This is a genomic window from Streptomyces sp. NPDC029159, from assembly GCF_055564055.1.
The window spans coordinates 180,463-203,619 of record NZ_JBVHWT010000007.1; the positions used below are offsets into that span (position 1 = coordinate 180,463).

19 protein-coding genes are annotated in these 23,157 nt (G+C 71.6%); 9 read left to right on the plus strand and 10 right to left on the minus strand.

Annotation, left to right across the window (positions count from 1 at the left end; genetic code table 11):
• Window positions 1-26 precede the first annotated feature (26 nt).
• Window positions 27-323: a ferredoxin gene (locus tag ACZ4U4_RS16520; protein ID WP_467874242.1), complete on the plus strand. Its 297-nt coding sequence runs from the start codon at window positions 27-29 to the stop codon at window positions 321-323.
• Between the two features lie 114 nt (window positions 324-437).
• On the opposite strand, the gene ACZ4U4_RS16525 is transcribed toward ACZ4U4_RS16520, so the two are convergent.
• The 3 genes from ACZ4U4_RS16525 to ACZ4U4_RS16535 all read right to left on the minus strand — a co-directional run bounded on the left by ACZ4U4_RS16525 (window position 438) and on the right by ACZ4U4_RS16535 (window position 3,534).
• A complete protein-coding gene (locus ACZ4U4_RS16525) occupies window positions 438-1,016 on the minus strand; it encodes a hypothetical protein (RefSeq protein ID WP_467874245.1) in 579 nt (192 codons plus the stop codon).
• Window positions 1,017-1,208: 192 nt separating this feature from the next.
• On the minus strand, window positions 1,209-2,144 hold the full coding sequence (locus tag ACZ4U4_RS16530; RefSeq protein ID WP_467874247.1) for a tRNA (adenine-N1)-methyltransferase: 936 nt from the start codon (window positions 2,142-2,144) through the stop codon (window positions 1,209-1,211).
• Between the two features lie 100 nt (window positions 2,145-2,244).
• The gene (locus ACZ4U4_RS16535) at window positions 2,245-3,534 is read right to left on the minus strand and encodes a site-2 protease family protein (protein ID WP_467874250.1); all 1,290 of its coding nucleotides are present in this window, start codon (window positions 3,532-3,534) and stop codon (window positions 2,245-2,247) included.
• A gap of 202 nt (window positions 3,535-3,736) precedes the next feature.
• Between ACZ4U4_RS16535 and ACZ4U4_RS16540 the strand changes: the two genes are divergently transcribed.
• Together ACZ4U4_RS16540 and ACZ4U4_RS16545 are read left to right on the plus strand one after the other, a co-directional pair.
• Entirely contained in the window at window positions 3,737-4,774 is a 1,038-nt protein-coding gene (locus tag ACZ4U4_RS16540) for a RecB family exonuclease (RefSeq protein WP_467874252.1), read from the plus strand.
• 97 nt (window positions 4,775-4,871) lie between these two features.
• Window positions 4,872-5,543 (plus strand): response regulator, encoded by a 672-nt coding sequence (locus tag ACZ4U4_RS16545; protein ID WP_030284178.1) that lies wholly within the window; start codon window positions 4,872-4,874, stop codon window positions 5,541-5,543.
• A gap of 96 nt (window positions 5,544-5,639) precedes the next feature.
• On the opposite strand, the gene ACZ4U4_RS16550 is transcribed toward ACZ4U4_RS16545, so the two are convergent.
• The 3 genes from ACZ4U4_RS16550 to metH form a co-directional block, all read right to left on the minus strand.
• A complete protein-coding gene (locus ACZ4U4_RS16550) occupies window positions 5,640-7,247 on the minus strand; it encodes an ABC transporter substrate-binding protein (RefSeq protein WP_467874255.1) in 1,608 nt (535 codons plus the stop codon).
• A gap of 374 nt (window positions 7,248-7,621) precedes the next feature.
• Complete coding sequence (locus tag ACZ4U4_RS16555) at window positions 7,622-8,323, minus strand: HAD family hydrolase (RefSeq protein ID WP_467874258.1); 702 nt, start codon at window positions 8,321-8,323, stop codon at window positions 7,622-7,624.
• Window positions 8,324-8,495: 172 nt separating this feature from the next.
• Window positions 8,496-12,005, minus strand: a complete 3,510-nt coding sequence (gene metH, locus ACZ4U4_RS16560) for a methionine synthase (protein WP_467874260.1) — start codon at window positions 12,003-12,005, stop codon at window positions 8,496-8,498.
• A gap of 236 nt (window positions 12,006-12,241) precedes the next feature.
• Here metH and ACZ4U4_RS16565 point away from each other — a divergent pair, with 236 nt between their 5' ends.
• The 6 genes from ACZ4U4_RS16565 (at window position 12,242) to ACZ4U4_RS16590 (ending at window position 19,237) form a co-directional block, all read left to right on the plus strand.
• Complete coding sequence (locus ACZ4U4_RS16565; RefSeq protein ID WP_467874263.1) at window positions 12,242-13,006, plus strand: IclR family transcriptional regulator; 765 nt, start codon at window positions 12,242-12,244, stop codon at window positions 13,004-13,006.
• 227 nt (window positions 13,007-13,233) lie between these two features.
• Window positions 13,234-14,022: an MIP/aquaporin family protein gene (locus tag ACZ4U4_RS16570; RefSeq protein WP_467874266.1), complete on the plus strand. Its 789-nt coding sequence runs from the start codon at window positions 13,234-13,236 to the stop codon at window positions 14,020-14,022.
• A gap of 49 nt (window positions 14,023-14,071) precedes the next feature.
• Window positions 14,072-15,622, plus strand: coding sequence for a glycerol kinase GlpK (gene glpK / locus ACZ4U4_RS16575; RefSeq protein ID WP_467874268.1), 1,551 nt, complete (start codon window positions 14,072-14,074; stop codon window positions 15,620-15,622).
• A gap of 3 nt (window positions 15,623-15,625) precedes the next feature.
• Window positions 15,626-17,230, plus strand: coding sequence for a glycerol-3-phosphate dehydrogenase/oxidase (locus ACZ4U4_RS16580; protein ID WP_467874271.1), 1,605 nt, complete (start codon window positions 15,626-15,628; stop codon window positions 17,228-17,230).
• Between the two features lie 184 nt (window positions 17,231-17,414).
• Entirely contained in the window at window positions 17,415-18,086 is a 672-nt protein-coding gene (locus ACZ4U4_RS16585) for a FadR/GntR family transcriptional regulator (RefSeq protein WP_467874274.1), read from the plus strand.
• A 191-nt stretch (window positions 18,087-18,277) separates the two neighbouring features.
• Window positions 18,278-19,237, plus strand: coding sequence for a PAC2 family protein (locus ACZ4U4_RS16590; RefSeq protein WP_467874277.1), 960 nt, complete (start codon window positions 18,278-18,280; stop codon window positions 19,235-19,237).
• A 146-nt stretch (window positions 19,238-19,383) separates the two neighbouring features.
• On the opposite strand, the gene mshC is transcribed toward ACZ4U4_RS16590, so the two are convergent.
• The 4 genes from mshC to ACZ4U4_RS16610 all read right to left on the minus strand — a co-directional run bounded on the left by mshC (window position 19,384) and on the right by ACZ4U4_RS16610 (window position 23,124).
• Entirely contained in the window at window positions 19,384-20,613 is a 1,230-nt protein-coding gene (gene mshC / locus ACZ4U4_RS16595) for a cysteine--1-D-myo-inosityl 2-amino-2-deoxy-alpha-D-glucopyranoside ligase (protein WP_467874279.1), read from the minus strand.
• 160 nt (window positions 20,614-20,773) lie between these two features.
• Window positions 20,774-21,691: an SCO1664 family protein gene (locus ACZ4U4_RS16600; protein ID WP_467874282.1), complete on the minus strand. Its 918-nt coding sequence runs from the start codon at window positions 21,689-21,691 to the stop codon at window positions 20,774-20,776.
• A gap of 5 nt (window positions 21,692-21,696) precedes the next feature.
• A complete protein-coding gene (locus tag ACZ4U4_RS16605) occupies window positions 21,697-22,287 on the minus strand; it encodes a DUF3090 domain-containing protein (RefSeq protein ID WP_078654012.1) in 591 nt (196 codons plus the stop codon).
• A gap of 138 nt (window positions 22,288-22,425) precedes the next feature.
• Window positions 22,426-23,124, minus strand: a complete 699-nt coding sequence (locus ACZ4U4_RS16610; protein ID WP_467874285.1) for a histidine phosphatase family protein — start codon at window positions 23,122-23,124, stop codon at window positions 22,426-22,428.
• Between the last annotated feature and the right edge of the window lie 33 nt (window positions 23,125-23,157).

The window sequence follows — 23,157 nt, forward strand, 5'->3', positions numbered from 1 at the left end:
CACGTACGCAGGAAACGGCAGGCGAGATGACCGCGCAGGAAGAAGCCCGTCCAGAGCTTGAAGTCTGGATCGACCAGGACCTGTGCACGGGGGACGGGATCTGTGCGCAGTACGCGCCGGAGGTCTTCGAGCTGGACATCGACGGGCTGGCGTACGTCAAGAGCGCGGACGACGAGCTGCTGCAGGACAAGGGCGCCACCACGCCCGTCCCGCTGCCGCTCCTCGACGACGTACGGGACTCCGCGAAGGAGTGCCCCGGGGACTGCATCCATGTGCGGCGGGTCGCCGATCAGGTGGAGGTCTACGGTCCCGACGCGGAGTAGCGGGGAACGGACCGGGAGTGGCGGCGGCGCGATGTGCGACCGCCGCCTTCCGCTGTCCGGGCGGGGCCGCTCCCGGCCCGGTCCCCGTGGGGCGCCGGGCCGGGCGGCGGCAGGTCAGACGCGGGCGGTGCCCAGAGCGGCCTCGTCGTCGATGCGCAGGAACTTGCCGCCCTGCCAGCGCCACTTGGTGTCGGTGCGGACGTCGGGGCAGCAGCGCGGGACATCGGTGGTGGAGTAGCCCAGGAGCGTCGCGGAGACCGTGCCGTCGTGCAGGGTGAGGTCCTGGACGCTCAGCTGCCGGGACGGGTCCAGGAGCGTCGCCACGATGCGGGGCGTGGCCTTGGCGTCGGAGGTGCGGGCGAGGACGTAGACGCCGCTGGGCGGGGTGCCGGCGTCGCTGTGGCAGCGGACGGTGGCGACGGTTTCGGTGGTGCCGTCGCCGTCAAGATCACCGGATACCTGTTTCACCACTTCGAGGCGGTTGGGTCCGCAGTCGAGGGGGAAGGCCACGGCGCGCGCGTCGGGAGCGGGCGCCGTGCGGCCGGGCTTCGCAGAAGCGGCGTTGGCCGTCGCATCGGGAGGCTGGACGAAGGACGCGGCGGCGATGACCGCGGCGACGGCGGTGGCCGTGGTGAGCCAGTGCATGGGGCGGGGCTGGGTGTGCGAAAGGTCCTGGCCTGCCAAGGGCTGCACGCGGGGTAACTCCTGTGAAGTGCTGTGGCGGTGGGAGTGCCCAGCATCGTTCCACAAGGCGGGGTGCCGAGGAACCAGCGGGACCCGAGTTTCACGCCGGGAACACTCCGGAAACGACAGAGCGCCGCCGACGGTTCCCCCGAGGGGAACTCATCGGCGGCGCCCGGTTGTTCGGTGGCCGGAAGTCTGCGGTCAGCCGCGCTCGGCGGCGGAGCCGGAGGCGTCCTTGGCGGCGCCGCCCGAGGCGGAGCCGGGGCCGGTGTAGTCGTCGCCGTACGCGCCCTTGGCGGGGCGGCGGCGGCGCAGCGGGGGCTCGACGCCGTCGGCGAGGCGACGGGCGGTGAGCAGGAAGCCGGTGTGCCCGATCATGCGGTGGTCCGGGCGGACGGCCAGGCCCTCGACGTGCCAGGTGCGGACCATGGTCTCCCAGGCCGACGGCTCGTTGAAGGTGCCGTGCTCACGGATCGCCTCGACGGTGCGGGCCAGCTGCGTGGTCGTGGCGACGTACGCGCAGAGGATGCCGCCGGGGACGAGGGCCTTGGAGACGGCCTCCAGGCACTCCCAGGGGGCGAGCATGTCCAGGATGACCCGGTCGACGTCGGTGTCGGAGAGGTTGTCCTGGAGGTCGCCGACGGTGAGCGTCCACGCGGGGTGCGGACCGCCGAAGTACCGCTCGACGTTCTGCGTGGCGATGTCGGCGAAGTCGGCGCGGCGCTCGTAGGAGTGCAGCATTCCCTGGTCGCCGATGGCGCGGAGCAGGAAGCTGCTCAGCGAGCCGGATCCCACCCCCGCCTCGACGACGCGGGCGCCGGGGAAGATGTCGGCCATCGCCAGGATCTGCCCCGCGTCCTTGGGGTAGACCACGGCTGCGCCGCGGGGCATGGACAGGACGTAGTCGGGGAGCAGCGGGCGCAGCGCGAGGTAGGCGACGTTCCCGGTGGTACGGACAACACTGCCCTCGGGAGCACCGATCAGCTCGTCGTGGGGGAAGGCTCCCTTGTGGGTGTGGAAGCTCTTGCCCTCTTCGAGCGTGAAGGTGTAGTGGCGTCCCTTGGGGTCGGTGAGCTGGACCTGGTCCCCGACCTTGAAGGGCCCGCGACGGCGGGCGGCACCGGTCGGTTCGGACATGTGACCAGCCTACCGGCCCCGGGGCGTGCCCCGGACCAGCGGGCGCCCGGCGGCGGCACCGGGGAGCGCCGGGCGGGTCCTCGGGGCCGGTGCGGGGCGGTCAGGAATGGCGGGCCATGGCGGTGACGAAGGCGCGCTCGACGTCGGCGGCGGAGAGTACGCCGTAGATCTCCCCGGTCTCCTCGACGACGAGGTACTCGCTGGCCGGGGTGGTCCGGAGGTGTTCCAGCAGCTCCTCGCCGGAGAGGTCGGCCGGGACGCGCATGCCGTCCTTGAGGTCCTGGGCGAGCGTGCCGACCGCCACCCAGGGACGGCGGTGCTCCGGTACGCCCACGATGGCGGCCTCGCGGACGATGCCGGTGGGCCCGCCCTCGGGGTCGACGACGACGAGGGCGCGGGCCCCGGCGTCGTTGGCGCGGCGCAGCGCCTCGGCGAGCGAGGTGTCGGGCGGGGTGGGCGCGGCGCGGCGGGTGAGGGCCCGGGCGCCGAGGTCGGGGAGGCGTTCGCGCAGGCGGGCCATGCGCAGGCTGTTGCCCGCGCCGGTCCAGATGATGGCGGCGAGGACGGCTGCGAGCAGGGCGTCGGTGAGGGAGTCCGTACCGGTGATGTCGGCGGGCGGGGTGCCGAGCGCGCCGGAGTGGGTCAGCAGCGGCAGGCCGATGAGGACCGTGACGGCGAGCGCGCGGCCCACCCAGGCGGCGGCGACGGTGCCGCTCATGGGGCGGCCGGTGATCTTCCAGACGACGGCGCGCAGCATCCGGCCGCCGTCCAGGGGCAGGCCGGGCAGGAGGTTGAAGACCGCCACGATGAGGTTGGAGATCATCAGGCCGGCCATCAGGACGCCGGGGACGGTGCGCGGCTCGACCAGCATCATGCCGCCGTAGAAGACACCGGCCAGGACGAGGGAGAGCAGCGGGCCCACGAAGGCGAGGACGAACTCCCGGCCGGGGGTCTCGCTCTCCTTCTCGATCTCCGAGACGCCGCCGAAGAACTGCAGCTGGATGCGGCGCACCGGCAGCTTGAAGCGGAGGGCGGCGACGGTGTGCGCCAGCTCGTGGACGAGGACCGAGGCGTAGAAGGCGACCGCGAAGAAGAGCGAGACGAGGTAGCGGGCGGCGCCCAGCTCCGGCAGGACCTGTTCGAGCTGGCCGCCGAAGACCCAGGTGATCAGGGCGGCGACGAGGAACCAGCTGGGGGCGACGTAGACGGGCACGCCGAAGGGGCGGCCCATCAGGATGCCGCCGCCGGTGCCCTTGCGGCGAACGGGCTTCGGCGCCTTGCCGCCCGGGCCGGTCCCGGGGTCCCGGCGCGGCTCGGCCGGTCGGTTCGGCCGAGGCTCCTCGGGGCCCTGCGGCTCCTGGGGGTCCTGCGGCTTCCCGCTGTCGTCCACGGCGTCCCCTCGTCGGAATTGCGGCCTTCGCACCTGCTCGGTCCGATCGTTCGGTCGTCCCGATCGTGCAGGGCAAAGGGGTTCTGCCGTCGATGGTATGCCGAGCCGCCGTCGCGGATCCGTTGCGGGGCCGTCGCCGGCGCCGTGGCGGCGGGCTGCGGCGGGAGGGCGTTGTCAGTGGCGGGCCGTAGGGTCGGGTGTCATGGGAACGAGCACCGAGAACGCCGGGCCGGACGCACCGCACGACCCGCGCGCGCAGGAGGCGGCGGACGGAGCGGCGGCACCGTCCGCGGACGGGCAGGGCGCGGCGGCCGGCGGGCCGCGGGCGGCGGCGATCGGGCCGCAGCCGGGGCCGGTCGATGCGCAGGCCGTGGCCGCCGGTGCGCCGGTGGCGGAGCCCGCCGCGCGGTCGGGGCGGCCCGGGCCGCCGGTGGCGCTGTCGCCGTCGCGGGCGAGCGATTTCCTCCAGTGCCCGCTGCTCTACCGCTTCCGGGTGATCGACAAGCTGCCGGAGAAGCCCAGCCCGGCGGCGACGCGGGGCACGGTGGTCCATGCCGTCCTGGAGCGGCTGTTCGACGCGCCCGCGGCGGAGCGTACGGCGGGTGGCGCGCGGGCGATGGTCGCCGGTGAGTGGGAGAAGTTGCTGGCCAAGCGGCCGGAGCTGGCGGAGCTGTTCGCCGACGACCCGGCGGGCGAGCAGCTGGCCGGGTGGCTGGCGGACGCCGAGGCCCTGGTGGAGCGGTGGTTCACGCTGGAGGACCCGACCCGCCTGGAGCCGGCCGAGCGGGAGCTGTACGTCGAGACGGTGCTGGAGTCGGGGCTGCAGCTGCGCGGCTTCATCGACCGGGTGGATGTCGCGCCGACCGGCGAGGTCCGGATCGTCGACTACAAGACCGGCAAGGCGCCGCGGCCGCAGTTCGCCGAGGGCGCGCTGTTCCAGATGAAGTTCTACGCGCTGGTGGTGTGGCGGCTGCGCGGGGTGGTGCCGCGGCGGCTCCAGCTCGTCTATCTGGGCAGCGGCGACATCATCACCTACGACCCGGGCGAGAGCGAACTGCTCGCCGTGGAGCGGAAGTTGCTGGCGCTGTGGGACGCGATCAAGGCGGCCACGGCGACGGGCGACTGGCGGCCGCGGCCGACGAAGCTGTGCGGCTGGTGCGACCACCAGGCGCACTGTCCGGAGTTCGGCGGCACTCCCCCGGTGTATCCGCTGGAGATCCGCCCGGCGGACGGCGCCTGAGGGCTGCCGCACATGGCGTCGCACGCCCGCCAGGGGTTACGGGACGGCCCTCAGGGCGAGCAGGGCAGAATGGAGCCGGTCCAACAAAGGAGAAGTGGTGGCAATCCGTGTCCTGCTGGTCGATGACCAGCCGCTGCTGCGTACGGGCTTCCGGATGATCCTGGAGGCCGAGCAGGATCTGGCGGTCGTCGGCGAGGCCGGTGACGGCCTCCAGGCACTGGAGCAGGTCCGGGCGCTCCAGCCCGATGTGGTGCTGATGGACATCCGCATGCCGCGGATGGACGGCGTGGAGGCGACGCGCCAGATCACCGGCCCGGCGAAGGACGGCCCGGCGAAGGTGCTGGTGCTGACCACCTTCGATCTGGACGAGTACGTCGTCGAGGCGCTGCGCGCGGGCGCCAGCGGCTTTCTGCTCAAGGACGCCCCGGCCCATGAGCTGGTGCAGGCGATCCGGGTGGTGGCCGCGGGCGAGGCGATGCTGGCGCCGAGCATCACCCGCCGGCTGCTCGACAAGTACGCGGGGCATCTGCCGTCCGGCGAGGAGCCGGTGCCGGACACCCTGGACACCCTCACCGACCGCGAGGTGGAGGTGCTGAAGCTGGTCGCGCGCGGCCTGTCGAACGCCGAGATCGCCGCGGACCTCTTCGTGAGCGAGACGACGGTCAAGACCCATGTGGGCCATGTGCTGACCAAGCTGGGCCTGCGCGACCGCGTACAGGCCGCCGTGTACGCGTACGAGAGCGGGCTGGTGCGCCCCGGCGCCCAGTAGCGGCGCGGGGGCCCCGCCGCGGGCGGCGTGGAACGGCCGGAGGGGCCGGTCCGGGAGACTCTTCCCGGACCGGCCCCTCCTGCTGTGTGCCGTGCGTCAGTCGGAGACGCCGCGGCCCAGCTCCCAGATCTGCAGCGCCGAGGAGGAGTTGAGCGCCCACTCCACACCGGTGATGTCGTCACGGGCGGCGACGTACTGCTTGCCCTGCCACAGCGGGAGGATCGGCACGTCGTCGGCGAGGATGTTCTGGATCTCCTTGAAGCCGGTGCCCGCGGCGTTGCGGTCGGTCTCCTGGCGGGTGGCGGGGATCAGCTGCGACTCGATCTTCGCGTTGCGGTACGGCGAGTTGAGGAAGTTGCCCTTGCCGAGGAACGGACCGACGTAGTTGTCGGCGTCCGGGATGTCGGGGAACCAGCCCATGCCGTAGACGGCGTACTTGCCGTTGGAGGAGTCGGTGCGGAACTGCTGCCAGTTGTTGACGGCCTTGATGTCGACGTCGAACAGCTTGCTGTCGTTGAGCTGCTGCTTCAGCGCCGCGAACTCCTTGGCGGTGCTGGCGCCGTAGTGGTTCTCGGTGTACGTCAGCGTCACCTTCACCGGGGTGTTGATGTTCGCCCGCTCCAGGATCTGGCGGGCGGCCGGGACGCTGGGGTTCCCGTACTTGGTGAAGAAGGAGTTGATGTGGCCGGTGAGGCCGGTCGGCACCAGGGAGTACAGCGGGTCGCCGACGTAGGAGTAGACGTCGCGCAGGATCTGCGAGCGGTTGACGAGCTGTGCCATCGCCTGGCGGACGGCCGGGTTGGAGACCGACGGGTCCTTGGTGTTGAAGGCGAGGTAGCGGATCTCCTGGCCGGGCATCTCCTGGAGGGTGATGTGTTCGCCCCGGGAGTTCTGCAGGCCCTTGACCTGAGCGGGCGACAGACCACGGTTCATCAGGTCGATCTGGCCCTTGCGCAGCGCCTTCTCCATCGCGGACGAGCTGGGGAAGAACCGCATCTCGACCTTGTCGTTCAGCGGCTTCACGGCGCCCTTGTAGCCGGGGTTCCGGGTGAAGGTGATCTTGTTGATGTGCTCGCCGCTGTGGTCCGCCTTGAGCGTGTACGGGCCGGAGCCGACGAGCTCGAAGCCGCTGTAGAGGCGGTCGGCGGGGTACACCTGGTGGTCGACGATGCCCGCGGCCGGGGTGGTGAGCTTCTGCGGGAAGGTCGCGTCCGGCCTCTTGAGGTGGAAGACCACCTCGGTGTCGCTGGGCGTCTCGACCTTGTCGATGTCGTTGACGAGCGTGCCGGGACCGTTGGCGTAGTTGATCTTCTGGACGCGGTCGATGGAGAACTTCACGTCCTGCGCGGTGAGCGCGTGACCGTTGGAGAACTTCAGGTCGCTGCGGAGGGTGCACCGGTACTGCTCGTTCCGCGTGTCGCGGAAGCCGCAGGTCTTGGCCGCCTCGGGGACCGGCGTGGTGCCGGTTCTGGGCAGCCGCAGCAGCGTCTGGAGGGTGCCGCGCAGCACGTTCATCGCGTCGACGTCGTACGCCTGCGCCGGGTCGAACGGAGCGGGGGCATCCTTGGTGGCCTCCATCTGCGTGGCGACCCCGACGACGATGGGATCGCCACTCCCGCCCGCGCCGTCCGGGCCGCCACAGGCCGCGAGTACGGGGGCGAGCAGACCGGCCAGAGCCGGCAGCACCAAGGTCTTGCGATTCATCGTCGGCAGGTTCCTTATCAGCGCAGAGGTGTTGCTCGCGTCGACATTAGTAGGAACAGCCATCGCGTCCGGGCACCAACGGAGTTGCCGTTATAGGGACACCGGATATCAGCACATCGATCTCCGATTACCGGACGCCGGAACGAACTACACGTCACCCCATGAATCCGGACACTTACCCCCGCACTTCAGGGCCCCGGACCCCTCTGGAACGTCCGTCGGGACACCTGTCGACACCGGGGCGCGTGAGAAACGTCACGCGCCCCGGTGGCAGCGACAATGCGGGAATTCAGCCAGGGTATACGTCACGGAAAATGAGCGGGCCACTGCCGTGAGTTCCGTCCGCTTTCCCGGAGGAACGCTCAGTGCACGCGTCAATTGCTTTCCGTGATGAGGGCCCGGAGAAAAGAAAGATCAACTTCTTCGAGTGACCGGACGACGGTCCGTCCCGCGGCGGGCGGCACCGGCACCACCGACGGCACGGCGACGACCCGGCACCCGGCCGCCTCGCCCGCGCGCACGCCCGTGAGGGTGTCCTCCACCACCGCGCACCGCGCCGGGTCGACGCCCAGCCGGGCGGCGGCGGTGAGGTACGGGTCCGGGTGCGGCTTGGTGCGTTCCAGTTCGTCACCGGCGAGCGTCAGATGGAAGATGGCCGGGCCCAGGGAGTGCAGCATGCGGTCGATGATGGCGCGGTGCGAGGCGGAGACCAGGGCGGTGGGGATGCCGTGTGCGGCCAGTTCGCCCAGCAGCCGGCGGGCGCCGGGCATCAGCGGCACACCGCGGCCGATCCGGGCGGCGAAGCGGGCGTTGAGCAGTCCGCTCAGCTCCGGCAGGCCGATCTGAGCCCCGGTGGCCTGAATCAGATATCCGGCGCTGCGGGTCATGGGCCCGCCGACGACGACCTCGCGGTGGGTGTCGTCGAGGATGTGGCCCAGTTCGGCGAAGACCTCGGACTCCGCCTCCCACCAGAATCCCTCGGTGTCCACGAGCGTGCCGTCCAGGTCGAGGAAGACTGCCTGGAGGGCGGTGTTCTTCGCCGCCCGGGAGTCGGCCGCGGGGATGCTGCTGGTCATCCGTCCACCTCCGTGAGACGTCCCCTGGGGGACAAAAGGGCCGGCCACCGCCCCGGAGTGGGGTGCTGACCGGCCGCTACCGGACCGACCAGTCTACGACTGTGCGTGCCGGTCCGCGGGGGTGACGCGGAAGCGGGCCGTCCGCCGTTCGGGCGACGGACGGCCCGGGACCTCACCGGGCGTTGAAGTACTTCGCCTCGGGGTGGTGGATGACGATCGCGTCGGTGGACTGCTCGGGGTGGAGCTGGAACTCCTCGGAGAGCTGGACGCCGATGCGCTCCGGCTGGAGGAGGTCGGCGATCTTCGCGCGGTCCTCCAGGTCGGGGCAGGCGCCGTAGCCCAGGGAGAAGCGGGCGCCGCGGTACTTCAGGGCGAACATGTCCTCGACGTCGGACGGGTCCTCGCCGCCGAAGCCCAGCTCGGCGCGGACCCGGGCGTGCCAGTACTCGGCCAGCGCCTCCGCGAGCTGGACGGAGAGGCCGTGCAGTTCGAGGTAGTCGCGGTAGGAGTTGGCGGCGAAGAGCTTGGCGGTCTCCTCGCCGATGCGGGAGCCGACGGTGACGACCTGGAGGCCGACGACATCGGTCTCGCCGGACTCCTCCGGGCGGAAGAAGTCCGCCAGGCACAGCCGGCGGCCGCGGCGCTGGCGCGGGAAGGTGAAGCGGGTGCGCTCGGTGCCGTCCTCGTGGAGCAGGATGAGGTCGTCGCCCTTGGAGACGCACGGGAAGTAGCCGTGGACGACGGCGGCTTCCAGCAGGTTCTCCGTCTGGAGCCGGTCGAGCCAGCCGCGCAGCCGCGGCCGTCCCTCGGCCTCCACCAGCTCCTCGTAGCTGGGGCCGTCGCCGGTGCGCGCCTGCTTGAGGCCCCACTGGCCCTTGAAGAGGGCGCCCTCGTCCAGCCAGGAGGCGTAGTCGGCGAGCTGGATGCCCTTGACGACGCGGGTGCCCCAGAACGGCGGGGCGGGGACCGGGTTGTCGGTCGCGACGTCGGAGCGGACCGAGCCCTCGGGCTCCTCGACCTCCAGGACGGCCGTGTCCTTCTTCGGCACCCGGCGCTGCTTCAGCTCGGGCAGGGTGGCGCCCGGGACGCCGCGCTTGACGGCGATCAGCGCGTCCATCAGGCGCAGCCCCTCGAACGCGTCGCGGGCGTAGCGGACCTCGCCGTCGTAGATCTCGTGGAGGTCCTGTTCGACGTAGGCGCGGGTGAGGGCGGCGCCGCCGAGGATGACCGGGTAGTCGGCGGCCATCTTGCGCTGGTTCAGCTCCTCCAGGTTCTCCTTCATGATCACCGTGGACTTGACCAGCAGGCCGGACATGCCGATGACGTCGGCGCGGTGCTCCTCGGCGGCGTCCAGGATCGCGGCGACCGGCTGCTTGATGCCGAGATTGACGACGTTGTAGCCGTTGTTGGAGAGGATGATGTCGACGAGGTTCTTGCCGATGTCGTGGACGTCGCCGCGGACGGTCGCCAGGACGATGGTGCCCTTGCCGGCGTCGTCGGACTTCTCCATGTGCGGTTCGAGGTGGGCGACCGCGGTCTTCATGACCTCGGCGGACTGCAGGACGAACGGCAGCTGCATCTGGCCGGAGCCGAAGAGTTCGCCGACGACCTTCATGCCCTCCAGGAGGGTGTTGTTGACGATGTCGAGGGCGGGGGTGTCGCGCAGCGCCTCGTCGAGGTCGGCCTCCAGGCCGTTCTTCTCGCCGTCGATGATGCGGCGGGCCAGGCGCTCCTCCAGCGGCAGCGCGGCCAGCTCCTCGGCCTTGCCCGCCTTGAGGGACTTGGTGTCGACGCCCTCGAAGAGCGCCATGAGCTTCTGCAGCGGGTCGTAGCCCTCGGCGCGGCGGTCGTAGATGAGGTCGAGGGCGCAGCCGACCTGCTCGTCGTCGAAGCGGGCGATCGGCAGGATCTTGCTGGCGTGCACGATCGCCGAGTCCAGTCCGGCCTTGACGCACTCGTCGAGGAAGACGGAGTTGAGCAGGATGCGGGCGGCCGGGTTGAGGCCGAAGGAGATGTTGGACAGTCCCAGGGTGGTCTGGACGTCCGGGTGACGGCGCTTCAGCTCCCGGATGGCCTCGATGGTGGCGATGCCGTCCTTGCGGGACTCCTCCTGGCCGGTGCAGATGGTGAAGGTGAGGGTGTCGATGAGGATGTCGGACTCGCGCACGCCCCAGTTGCCGGTCAGGTCGGCGATGAGGCGCTCGGCGATGGCGACCTTGTGCTCGGCGGTGCGGGCCTGGCCCTCCTCGTCGATGGTCAGCGCGATGAGCGCCGCGCCGTGCTCGGCGGCGAGGGCGGTGACCTTGGCGAAGCGGGACTCGGGGCCGTCGCCGTCCTCGTAGTTGACGGAGTTGATGACGGCGCGGCCGCCCAGCTTCTCCAGTCCGGCGCGGAGGACGGGCAGTTCGGTGGAGTCCAGGACGATGGGGAGGGTGGAGGCGGTGGCGAAGCGGCCGGCCAGCTCCTCCATGTCGGCGACGCCGTCGCGTCCGACGTAGTCGACGCAGAGGTCGAGCATGTGGGCGCCCTCGCGGATCTGGTCGCGGGCCATCTCCACACAGTCGTCCCAGCGGCCTTCGAGCATCGCCTCGCGGAACTTCTTCGAACCGTTGGCGTTGGTCCGCTCGCCGATCGCGAGGTACGAGGTGTCCTGCCGGAAGGGGACGGTCTGATAGAGGGAGGCGGCGCCGGGCTCGGGGCGCGGCTCGCGGGCCGACGGCGTCAGACCGCGGACCCGCTCGACGACCTGCCGCAGGTGCTCGGGGGTGGTGCCGCAGCAGCCGCCGACGAGGGAGAGGCCGTACTCGCCGACGAACGTCTCCTGCGCGTCGGCCAGCTCACCGGCGGTCAGCGGGTAGTGGGCGCCGTCCTTGCCCAGGACCGGCAGGCCGGCGTTGGGCATGCAGGCGAGCGGGATGCGGGAGTGGCGGGCGAGATAGCGCAGGTGCTCGCTCATCTCGGCGGGGCCGGTGGCGCAGTTGAGGCCGATCATGTCGATGCCGAGCGGCTCCAGCGCGGTGAGCGCGGCGCCGATCTCGGAGCCGAGCAGCATGGTGCCGGTGGTCTCGACGGTGACGGAGCAGATGACCGGAAGCGTCGTGCCGGTGGCGGCCAGGGCGCGGCGGGCGCCGAGGACGGCCGCCTTCGTCTGGAGCAGGTCCTGGGTGGTCTCGACCAGCAGCGCGTCGGCGCCGCCGGCGATCATGCCCTCGGCGTTGCGCTGGTAGGCGTCGCGGAGGGTGATGTACGGGGCGTGGCCGAGGGTGGGCAGCTTGGTGCCGGGGCCCATCGAGCCGAGGACCCAGCGCTGCTGCCCGGTCGAGGCGGTGAACTCGTCGGCGACCTCGCGGGCGATGCGGGCGCCCGCCTCGGAGAGCTCGAAGACGCGCTCGGGGATGTCGTACTCGGCCAGTGCGGCGAAGTTGGCGCCGAAGGTGTTGGTCTCCACGCAGTCGACGCCGACCGCGAAGTACTCCTCGTGCACCGAGCGGACGATGTCCGGGCGGGTGATGTTGAGGATCTCGTTGCAGCCCTCCAGCTGCTGGAAGTCCTCCATCGACGGATCCTGCGCCTGCAGCATCGTGCCCATCGCGCCGTCGGCGACCACCACCCGTGAGGCCAGCGCCTCACGGAAGGAATCGACGCGGGATGCGCTGTCGGACGTGGACGTGTACGAGGCCATGGAGGTGCTCCCCTGGTTGCGACGGCTGTCGGCTTTGCGCCTCCCGGTAGGCGGCGCACCTCGCCAGCCTAACCGTCGGGCCGGTACCTGTGTCCTTCTGTTCCAGCGCCTGGACTCCGGAGGGACCGGAGCGGCGTACACCGGCCATGATCACAAGTGGACTCCGACCCTCCCGCGGTTCGGCATCGACCGATATCGTTCAGCATTGTCGAACCGCGCATCTTGGAGGTTGTCCGATGGCACGCACCATCCAGTCGCTGGAGCGAGCCGCCGCGGTGCTGCGGCTGCTGGCCGGCGGGGAACGGCGGCTGGGACTGTCCGACATCTCCTCCGCGATCGGCCTGGCCAAGGGCACCACCCACGGCATCCTGCGCACCCTCCAGCAGGAGGGGTTCGTCGAGCAGGACCCGGCGTCCGGCCGCTACCAGCTCGGCGCGGAACTGCTGCGCCTGGGCAACAGCTACCTCGACGTCCACGAGCTGCGGGCGCGCGCCCTGGTGTGGACCGACGATCTGGCGCGCTCCAGCGGCGAGAGCGTCTACCTCGGCGTCCTGCACCAGCAGGGTGTCCTGATCGTGCACCACGTCTTCCGGCCGGACGACAGCCGCCAGGTCCTGGAGGTCGGCGCGATGCACCCGCTCTACAGCACCGCGCTGGGCAAGGTGCTGTGCGCGTACGACCCGGTGGCGCACAGCGAGGTCGCGGAGGTGGAGCGGGAGCAGCTCACCCCGCACACGGCGACCGGGGCGGACGCCTTCGAGACGGCGCTGGAGCTGACCCGGGCGCGGGGGTGGGCCGCGGACGTGGAGGAGACCTGGGAGGGCGTGGCGTCGGTGGCCGCTCCGGTGCACGACCGGCGGCGGATGCCGGTGGGTTCGGTGGGCATCACCGGGGCCGTCGAGCGGGTGTGCCAGGACGGTGTGGTGCGGCCGGAAATCGTCGCTGCTGTCAGGGATTGCGCACGGGCTGTGTCCAGGGACCTGGGCGCGGGCCGGTTCTGATCCATATTGCCACTGCTTGTCCAGGTTAATTTTTCGCCACAGAACCCTTGACGCCGTTCAACAGGTGGACAAAACTGCCGTTCGTCGGTCGGCATTGTCGAACACCACACGACAATATTCGTTATGGTGGGCAATGCCGCGGGGCCGACCACAGCCCTCTCGGAGGGCGCGGACCACCGGAGACCCGGGGTTCGCCTTCCCCTGGACGAAGGACAAAGGAGTCGCGGGTGTCCAGCTCCGACATCTTCCTCAGCGAGACCATAGGTACCGCTGTTCTGATACTGCTCGGCGGTGGCGTCTGCGCCGCCGTCACCTTCAAGCGCTCCAAGGCGCATGCGGCCGGCTGGGTCGCCATCGCCTTCGGTTGGGGCTTCGCCGTACTCGCGGGCGCGTACATCGCCGCCAAGTCCGGTGCCCACCTCAACCCCGCGGTGACCCTCGCCCTCGCGATCAAGGGCGGCATCGAGTGGAGCCAGGTGCCGGTGTACTTCGCCGGTGAGCTGCTCGGCGCCATGATCGGCGCGGTACTGGTCTGGCTGGCCTACTACGGGCAGTTCAAGGCGCACATGTCGGACCCGGAGGTGCTGACCGCGCACAACGGCCAGGAAGGCATGGTGGACAAGGCCACCGCTCCCAAGGCGGGCCCCGTCCTCGGCATCTTCTCCACCGGTCCGGAGATCCGGAACGCAGTTCAGAACCTCGTGACCGAGATCATCGCCACCATCGTGCTCGTGCTGGCGATCCTCAACCTGGGTCTGAGCGACAACGGCAAGGGTGTCGGCCCGATCGGCTCGCTGCTGGTCGCGTTCGTCGTCGTCGGCATCGGCCTCTCGCTGGGCGGCCCGACCGGGTACGCGATCAACCCCGTCCGCGACCTGGGCCCGCGTATCGTGCACGCGCTGCTGCCGCTGCCGAACAAGGGCGGCTCCGACTGGGGCTACGCATGGATCCCGGTCGTCGGCCCGCTGATTGGCGGAGCCATCGCCGGTGGCATCTATCAGGTGGCCTTCGCCTGAGCCGCGTCCCCGTACCGACTCCGCCCGCACAGAATCACTGGAGCACACCATGAGCGACACCCCCTCCACCTCCTCCCACGGTCACGGCCCGTTCATCGCCGCCATCGACCAGGGCACGACTTCCAGCCGCTGCATCGTGTTCGACAAGGACGGCCGCATCGTGTCGGTCGACCAGAAGGAGCACGAACAGATCTTCCCCAAGCCCGGCTGGGTCGAACACGATGCCGCCGAGATCTGGGCCAACGTCCAGCAGGTCGTGGCCGGCGCCGTCGCGAAGGCCGGCGTCACCGCCGAGGACGTCAAGGCGATCGGCATCACCAACCAGCGCGAGACCACGCTGCTGTGGGACCGGCACACCGGTGAGCCGGTCCACAACGCCATCGTCTGGCAGGACACCCGCACCGACGCGCTCTGCAAGGAGCTGGGCCGCAACGTCGGCCAGGACCGCTTCCGCCGCGAGACCGGCCTCCCGCTGGCCTCGTACTTCGCGGGCCCGAAGATCCGCTGGCTGCTGGACAACGTCGAGGGGCTGCGCGAGCGCGCCATGCGCGGCGACATCCTCTTCGGCACCATGGACTCCTGGGTCATCTGGAACCTCACCGGTGGCGTGAACGGCGGTGTGCACGTCACGGACGTCACCAACGCCTCGCGCACCCTGCTGATGAACCTCCACACGCTGGAGTGGGACGAGAAGATCCTCCAGTCGATCGGCATCCCCGCCGCCGTCCTCCCGGAGATCAAGTCCTCCGCCGAGGTCTACGGCACCACCGCCGCCGGCACCCTCGCCGGTGTGCCGGTCGCCTCCGCCCTCGGTGACCAGCAGGCCGCGCTCTTCGGCCAGACCTGCTTCTCGCAGGGCGAGGCCAAGTCCACGTACGGCACCGGCACCTTCATGCTGATGAACACCGGCAACCAGCCGGTGAACTCGTACAACGGGCTGCTGACCACCGTCGGCTACCGCATCGGCGGCCAGGACGCGGTCTACGCGCTGGAAGGCTCCATCGCCGTCACCGGTTCGCTGGTGCAGTGGATGCGCGACCAGATGGGCCTGATCAACTCCGCCGCGGAGATCGAGACACTGGCCTCCACCGTCGACGACAACGGCGGCGCGTACTTCGTCCCGGCCTTCTCCGGTCTGTTCGCCCCCTACTGGCGCTCCGACGCGCGCGGTGTGATCGCGGGTCTGACCCGTTACGTCACCAAGGCGCACATCGCCCGCGCCGTGCTCGAGGCCACCGCCTGGCAGACCCGCGAGATCACCGACGCCATGACGAAGGACTCCGGCGTCGAGCTGACCGCGCTCAAGGTCGACGGCGGTATGACCTCCAACAACCTGCTGATGCAGACCATCTCGGACTTCCTGGACGCGCCGGTGGTGCGCCCGATGGTCGCCGAGACGACCTGCCTCGGCGCTGCCTACGCGGCCGGTCTGGCCGTCGGCTTCTGGTCCAGCACCGACGAGCTGCGCGCCAACTGGCGCCGGGCCGCCGAATGGACCCCCCGGATGGATGCGGCCACCCGTGACCGCGAGTACAAGAGCTGGCTCAAGGCAGTGGAACGCTCCATGGGCTGGCTCGACGACGACACTGTCGAGGAGTAATTGATGAGCACCCTGCAGAGCGTCCCGGCACTCGGGACGCACCCGGCCGACGGTTCGACCCCGAGCCGCGCCGAAACCCGGGAACAGCTGTCCAAGGCGACGTACGACCTCCTGGTGATCGGCGGCGGCATCCTGGGCATCTCCACTGCCTGGCACGCCGCGCAGGCCGGACTGCGGGTGGCCCTGGTGGACGCCGGCGACTTCGCCGGCGCCACCTCCTCCGCCTCCTCCAAGCTGCTCCACGGCGGCCTGCGCTACCTGCAGACCGGCGCGGTGAAGCTGGTGGCGGAGAACCACTTCGAGCGGCGTGCGGTCTCCCGTGAGGTGGCGCCGCACCTCGCCAACCCCCTCACCTTCTACCTGCCCGTCTACAAGGGCGGCCCGCACGGCGCGGCCAAGCTCGGCGCCGGCGTCTTCGCCTACTCCGCGCTCTCCGCGTTCGGTGACGGCGTCGGCCACGTCATATCGCCGGCCAAGGCCCAGCGCGACGTGCCGGAGCTGCGGACCGACAACCTCAAGGCCGTCGCGGTCTACGGCGACGACCAGATGAACGACGCCCGCATGGCGCTGATGACCGTCCGCGCCGCCGTCGCGGCCGGCGCCACGGTCCTCAACCACGCCGAGGTCACCGGCCTGCGCTTCACCCAGGGCCGGGTCACCGGTGCCGAGCTGAAGGACCGCACGGACGGCGAGGAGTTCGGCGTCAGCGCCCGCCTGGTCCTCAACGCGACCGGCCCGTGGGTGGACCACCTGCGCAAGATGGAGGACCCGAACGCGGCCCCCTCCATCCGCCTCTCCAAGGGCGCGCACCTGGTCCTCAAGCGCACCTCCCCCTGGAAGGCCGCGCTGGCCACCCCGATCGACAAGTACCGCATCACCTTCGCCCTCCCCTGGGAGGACATGCTGCTGCTCGGTACCACCGACGAGGAGTACGAGGGCGACCCGGCGGACGTCGCGGTCACCGAGAAGGACACCGCCCAGATCCTGGACGAGGCCGCCTTCTCCGTCCGTGACCAGCAGCTGACGCGCGACCTGATCACCTACTCGTTCGCCGGTCTGCGGGTGCTGCCCGGCGGCCCCGGCGACACCTCCAAGGCCAAGCGCGAGACCGTCGTGACCGAGGGCAGCGGCGGCATGCTGTCCGTCGCGGGCGGCAAGTGGACGACCTTCCGCCACATCGGCCGTACGGTCATGAACAAGCTCGCCGCGCTCCCCGGCCACCCGCTGGCCGGTGACATGGAGCCGATCGCGCGCCTGCCGAAGAAGCTCCCGCTGCCCGGTATCGCCAACCCGAGCGCGGTCGCCCACCGCCTGCTGGTCGACGGCACCGCCGACGGCCCGCAGATGGCCCCGGAGACCGCGCGCCACCTCGCCACGCACTACGGTTCGCTGTCGTTCGACATCGCGCGCCTGGCGAACGAGACCCCGGAGCTGGCCGAGCGCATCCACCCGGACGCGCCGGAGATCTGGGCGCAGGTCGCCTACGCCCGTGACCACGAGTGGGCCGAGACCGTGGACGACGTGCTGCGCCGCCGGACCACGCTGACCATCCGCGGCCTGGACACGGAGGACGTCCGCGCCAAGGTGAAGGGCATGCTCGAAGGCTGAGCCCGGGGCGTACGCCGGGTGCGTACGGCCTGACGGAGGGGCGGTTCCCGTAGGGGGCCGCCCCTCCGTCATGGGCGGGCGCGAGGTGCGACGGCCCTCGGAGGCCGGGAGGCCGGGCCATAATGTCCCAGACATCGGATGTCTGGAGGCGGATGTCCGGCGGTTCCGAACGGGGAGGTCGGCCGTGGGGGTCACTGACGAGGCCATCGAGAAGATCAAGGGGATGATCCTCTCGGGGGCGCTGCGGCCGGGCGATCGGCTGCCCAGGGAGAGCGAACTCGCCGCTGAGCTGGGCCTGTCCCGCAATTCGCTGCGCGAGGCGGTGCGGGCGCTGTCGCTGATCCGCATCCTCGACGTACGGCAGGGCGACGGCACCTACGTCACCAGCCTCGCCCCTCGGCTGCTGCTGGAGGCGCTGAGCTTCGTGGTCGACTTCCACCGCGACGACACGGCGCTGGAGTTCCTCGCCGTCCGCCGCATCCTGGAGCCCGCCGCCACCGCGATGGCCGCCGGACGGATCGCCGTGGCCGAACTCGACGCGCTGGACGCCGGGTTGGACGCGCTGGGCCCGGAGCCGTCGGAGGCCGAGCTGGTCGCCGGTGACCTGGAGTTCCACCGGCGGATCGCGGCGGCGTCCGGCAACTCCGTGCTCTGCGCGCTGCTTCAGGGCCTGTCGGGCCCGGCCACCCGGGCCCGGGTCCGGGGCCGGCTCGCGCAGCGGGACGCGGTGGCCCGGACGCTCGCCGAGCACCACGCGATCCTCACCGCGCTGCGCGAGGGCGACGCGGAGGCGGCGCGGGCGTGGGCCACGGTCCACCTCGCGGGGGTGGAGCGGTGGGTGCGGACGGCGGGGTGAGGGCGGGCGGCACCGGGTGCGGCGGCCACGCGCTCGAAGGCCCTTCCGAACACCTCGGATGAATGAGCACTCATTCGTGCACAGGGGCTGCGGTCGGACGCCGTGGACCCCGTAGGCTGGGGAGCGCACGCAAGGAAACGGGGTGCCGGTGGCCGCGCAGCGGTGGGACACCGGCCGGAAGGAGGCGCTGGGTGATCGAGCTGGAGGGTGTTCCCGAGCTTGTCGACCCGGTGATGGTGGCCGCGTTCGAAGGCTGGAACGACGCCGGCGACGCCGCCTCCGCCGCGGTCGCTCATCTGCACCGGGAGTGGCAGGGCAAGGTCTTCGCGGCGCTCGACGCCGAGGACTACTACGACTTCCAGGTCAACCGCCCGACCGTCTTCCTGGAGGACGGCGTCCGCAAGGTCACCTGGCCCACCACGCGGCTGTCGGTCGTCCGCATCGAGGACTCCGACGGCAAGGGCCGCCGCCGCGATCTGGTGCTGGTCCGCGGCATCGAGCCGAGCATGCGCTGGCGCTCGTTCTGCAACGAGATCCTCGGCTTCGCCCATGAGCTGGGCGTGGAGATGCTGGTGGTGCTCGGCGCGCTGCTCGGCGACACCCCGCACACCCGGCCGGTGCCGGTCAGCGGCGTCACCTCGGACACCGACCTGGCCACCCGCATGGACCTGGAGGAGTCCCGCTACGAGGGCCCGACCGGCATCGTCGGCATCCTCCAGGAGGCGTGCACCCACGCCGGGGTCCCGGCCGTCAGCCTCTGGGCCGCGGTGCCGCACTACGTCTCCCAGCCGCCCAACCCGAAGGCCAGCCTGGCGCTGCTCAACCGCCTGGAGGACCTGCTCGGCATCCGCGTTCCGCAGGGTGAGCTGGCCGAGGACGCCCGCGCCTGGCAGCTGGGCGTGGACCAGCTGGCGGCCGAGGACAGCGAGGTCGCCGAGTACGTCCAGACGCTGGAGGAGGCGCGGGACACCGCGGATCTGCCGGAGGCGTCCGGCGACGCCATCGCCCGGGAATTCGAGCGCTATCTGCGCCGCCGCGACCCGCAGACCGACGCCGGCCGCGCCTGGCCCCGGCTCCCCAAGGAGTCCCGGGACCCGAAGGACGCCGGAGCCGACCCGCCGGACGGGCCGGAGGCCGACGGCGGGCGGTAGCCCGCGGGAAGACGTCACGGACGGGCGGGGCGGGACCGGAGCGGTCCGGCCCCGCCCGTCCGCATACCCTGGCCTCCCCGCGTGCCCCGTACGCGCAAAGGGGCGCCTCCGCGGATGCGGAGACGCCCCTTCGGGTTGGTGCGGGGTTACAGCGCGACGCCCAGCAGCGCGTCCACCGTGCGCGAGACCAGGCCGGGCGCGCCCTCGTCGTCGCCGCCGCCGGACTCCTGCGCGGCGGCCCAGCGGTCGACCGCCGCCAGCGCCGCGGGCGAGTCCAGGTCGTCGGCGAGCGCCGTACGGACCTCCTCCAGCAGCGCCTCGGCGGGCGGGCCGTCGGGGCGGGAGACGGCGGCGCGCCAGCGCGCCAGCCGGTCCACGGCCTCGGCCAGCACCGCGTCGGTCCACTCCCAGTCGCTGCGGTAGTGGTGGGACAGGAGCGCCAGCCGGATCGCCGCCGGGTCGACGCCGTCGCGGCGCACCGCCGAGACGAAGACCAGGTTGCCCTTGGACTTCGACATCTTCTCGCCGTCCAGCGCCACCATCCCGGCGTGGACGTACGCCTTGGCGAAGGGGTGCTCGCCGGTCAGCGCCTGGGCGTGCGAGGCGCCCATCTCGTGGTGCGGGAACGCCAGGTCGGAGCCGCCGCCCTGGACGTCGAAGCCCATGCCGAGGTGTTCCAGGGCGATGGCGACGCACTCGATGTGCCAGCCGGGCCGGCCGCGGCCCAGCGAGCCGCCGTCCCAGCTCGGCTCGCCGTCGCGGGCGGCCATCCACAGCATCGGGTCGAGGGGGTTCTTCTTGCCCTCCCGCTCCGGGTCGCCGCCGCGTTCGGCGGAGAGCAGCCGCATCGCCTCGGCGTCGAGTCCGGAGACCTCGCCGAAGTGCGGGTCGGAGGAGACGGAGAAGTAGATGTCACCGTCCAGCTCGTAGGCGGCGCCGTTGTCGCGGAGCCGTTCGACGAGCGGGACGATGCCGGGTATCGCCTCGACGGCTCCGATGTACTGGCGGGGCGGGAGCATCCGCAGGGCCGTCATGTCCTCGCGGAACAGCGCGGTCTCGCGTTCGGCGAGCGCCGTCCAGTCGTCCCCGGTGGCGACGGCCCGCTCCAGCAGCGGATCGTCGACATCCGTGACGTTCTGCACGTAGTGAACCTGGCGCTTCGTGTCGAGCCACACGCGCTGAACCAGGTCGAACGCGTTGTAGGTCGCCGCGTGCCCCATGTGGGTGGCGTCGTACGGCGTGATGCCGCAGACGTAGATACGGGCGACGGGACCGGGGTCGAGGGTCACCCGTCCGCCGGTCGCGGTGTCGTGGATCCTCAGGTCGCGGCCCTGACCGGGCAGGGCGGGGACCTCAGAAGCGGGCCATGCATGCATGTCTTGAGACTAACCGGATGCTGGTTCCGCATACGAACCGGAGGGCCGGTAACGACCGGATAGGCGTTCTTGCGTTCGAGGCCGGAACGTGCATCAGGCGGTGGTCCGCGCCCCTCATCCGCCGCCCGCCCGCGCCCCGTGCGCCGGGTCCGGCGGTGTGTCAGACCGGTGGCCAGGGGATCGGCGGCCAGTCGCCGCCGGGCTCGGGATGACGGCCGGAAGCCAGCAGTGCGGCGACCCGGGCGCGCAGTGCGGCGGTCTCGGCTGTGGTGAGAAGTTCGGCCAGTCGGGCGGCGAGCGGAAGGCCCTCCGCCAGCTCGGTGCGGAGCCGCTCCAACGCCGTGACCGCCTCGTCGGGCAGCGGCTCCCCGGCCCATCCCCACAGCAGGGTGCGGAGCTTGTCGTCGGTGTGGAAGGTCACGCCGTGGTCGATGGCGAAGAGCCGCCCGCCGGGGCCCGGCAGCAGATGGCCGCCCTTGCGGTCCCCGTTGTTGAGGACCGCGTCGAGCACCGCCAGCCGCCGCAGCCGGACGTCGTCGGCGTGGACCAGCAGCGCCGGGCGCCCCTGTCCGGTCTCCGCGAACCCGACCGCCTTCCAGCCCGGCCCCGGCTCGTCCCCCTCGACCAGCGCCAGCAGCGGCGGGATCTCCTCGTCGTCCGCCTCGGGCACCTCGATCCACCGCTGCACCATGCCCGGGCCGTACGGCCCCTCGCGCAGCACGGTGGCCGGGATCAGCCCCCAGCCCGTCGCCCGCGATATCTCGTACGCGGCGACCTCCCGCTGGGCGAGGTTGCCGTCGGGGAAGTCCCACAGCGGCCGTTCGCCCGCGACCGGCTTGTAGACGCAGTCGAGGGTGCGGCCCTCGTGGGTCACGGTGCAGAAGAGGACCGCGTTGGACGCCTCCTCGATACGGCCGCGAACGGTCAGCTCCCCCGCGTTCAGGAAGGCTGCCTGAAGGTTCTCGTCGTTCAGGAAGGCTTCCTGAACATTCCGGGAGCCGTCGGCCGAGGGCTCGGCCGACGGTCCGTCCGGCGGTGTCGCGGGCCCCGGGAGCGCCGGTTCTGCGGTGGGTTCCATGGCGGTCAGGCGTCCCGCCGGTAGCCGTTCTGGCGTGGGCAGACATGGCCCTCGGGGTCGAGCGGCAGGCTGCACAGCGGGCACGGCGGGCGTCCGGCGTTCACCACCTCCAGGGCGCGCTTGGCGAAGGCGCGCGCCATGGTGCCGGTCATCCGCACCCGCAGCATCGGGGGGCCGTTCTCGTCGTCCTGGAGCAGCCGCTCCTCGGCCTCGGCGAGGTCCTCCTCGCTGTCGGCGTCCAGCTCGACCAGCGCCTGCGCCTCGATGATCATGCGCTCGTCCTCGCCGTCCCAGGCGAGCGCCATGGTGCCGACGCGGAACTCCTCCTCCACCGGCGTCTCCAGCGGCGCGGTGTCGGCCAGCTCGGCGGGGGCGACGGCGGGCACCGGGGCGTTGCCGCCGCTGCGCCGCACCACCTCGTCCAGCAGCTCGTCGATCCGCTCGGCGAGCGCGGCGACCTGCGTCTTCTCCAGGGCGACGCTGGTGGTCCGGCCGGCCGCGGTGGCCTGGAGGAAAAAGCTCCGGCGGCCAGGCAACCCGACCGTACCGGCCACGAAGCGGTCCGGCGCGTCGTAGAAGAACACCTGACGGGACAACGTCCTGCTCCGATTGCTCGACTGCGGGGGCTGAGCGGTCGCTGCGGCCCCTGTGTTCAGTGCGGTCAGTGCGCTCACGGCACGGTTCGCAGAGGTGTCACGGGCAGCGCCGTCGCACCACCCTACTGCGCCCGCTGATCACGGTGCTCCCGCACCACCGCCCACGGCCGCCTCACCACCGTCCCCGGAGCCGGTCGCGTCCGGCGCGGGCGTCAGTCCGCCGAAGTCGCCGGTGTCCCCGAGCCGGACGAGGAAGGGCCGCAGCCGGGTGTAGCGGATCGCGGTGACCGAGCAGGGCTCGACGGAGATCCGCTGGAAGAGGTCGAGGTGGAGGCCGAGCGCCTCGGCGACCAGCGCCTTGATGATGTCGCCGTGCGAGCACATCAGGTACGTGGCGTCCGGGCCGTGCGCCGCCTCGATGCGGGCGTTCCAGTCGTGGACCGCGTCGGCCGCGCGTGCCTGCATGGCGCGCATCGACTCGCCCCCGGGGAAGGCGGCGGCCGACGGGTGGCGCTGGACGACCTCCATCAGCGGCTCGCCGCTCAGCTCGGCGAGCTTGCGGCCCGACCAGTCGCCGTAGTCGCACTCGTTGATGCGGTCGTCGATGTGCAGCGGCAGCTCGGGGCGGGCGTCGAGCAGCGGGCGGAGCGTCTGGCGGCAGCGCTGCAGCGGGCTGGTGACGGCGGCGGCCAGCGGCACCTGCGCCAGCCGTGCGGGGAGCCCCGCGGCCTGCGCCGTGCCGCGCTCGTCGAGGGCGATTCCGGGCGTCCGGCCCGCGAGGACGCCGGAGGTGTTGGCGGTGGAGCGGCCGTGCCGCACCAGGATCAGCGTGGGCATGACGGCCACCCTACGTTCCCCGGGCCACTCCCC

Bases quoted from the DNA above. Each gene is read 5' to 3' on its own strand.
- mshC (WP_467874279.1), bottom strand. From the start codon at position 20,613: ATGCATGCATGGCCCGCTTCTGAGGTCCCCGCCCTGCCCGGTCAGGGC.
- ACZ4U4_RS16540 (WP_467874252.1), top strand. From the start codon at position 3,737: ATGGGAACGAGCACCGAGAACGCCGGGCCGGACGCACCGCACGACCCG.
- ACZ4U4_RS16520 (WP_467874242.1), top strand. From the start codon at position 27: ATGACCGCGCAGGAAGAAGCCCGTCCAGAGCTTGAAGTCTGGATCGAC.
- ACZ4U4_RS16600 (WP_467874282.1), bottom strand. From the start codon at position 21,691: ATGGAACCCACCGCAGAACCGGCGCTCCCGGGGCCCGCGACACCGCCG.
- glpK (WP_467874268.1), top strand. From the start codon at position 14,072: ATGAGCGACACCCCCTCCACCTCCTCCCACGGTCACGGCCCGTTCATC.
- ACZ4U4_RS16555 (WP_467874258.1), bottom strand. From the start codon at position 8,323: ATGACCAGCAGCATCCCCGCGGCCGACTCCCGGGCGGCGAAGAACACC.
- ACZ4U4_RS16565 (WP_467874263.1), top strand. From the start codon at position 12,242: ATGGCACGCACCATCCAGTCGCTGGAGCGAGCCGCCGCGGTGCTGCGG.
- metH (WP_467874260.1), bottom strand. From the start codon at position 12,005: ATGGCCTCGTACACGTCCACGTCCGACAGCGCATCCCGCGTCGATTCC.
- ACZ4U4_RS16610 (WP_467874285.1), bottom strand. From the start codon at position 23,124: ATGCCCACGCTGATCCTGGTGCGGCACGGCCGCTCCACCGCCAACACC.
- ACZ4U4_RS16530 (WP_467874247.1), bottom strand. From the start codon at position 2,144: ATGTCCGAACCGACCGGTGCCGCCCGCCGTCGCGGGCCCTTCAAGGTC.
- ACZ4U4_RS16550 (WP_467874255.1), bottom strand. From the start codon at position 7,247: ATGAATCGCAAGACCTTGGTGCTGCCGGCTCTGGCCGGTCTGCTCGCC.
- ACZ4U4_RS16580 (WP_467874271.1), top strand. From the start codon at position 15,626: ATGAGCACCCTGCAGAGCGTCCCGGCACTCGGGACGCACCCGGCCGAC.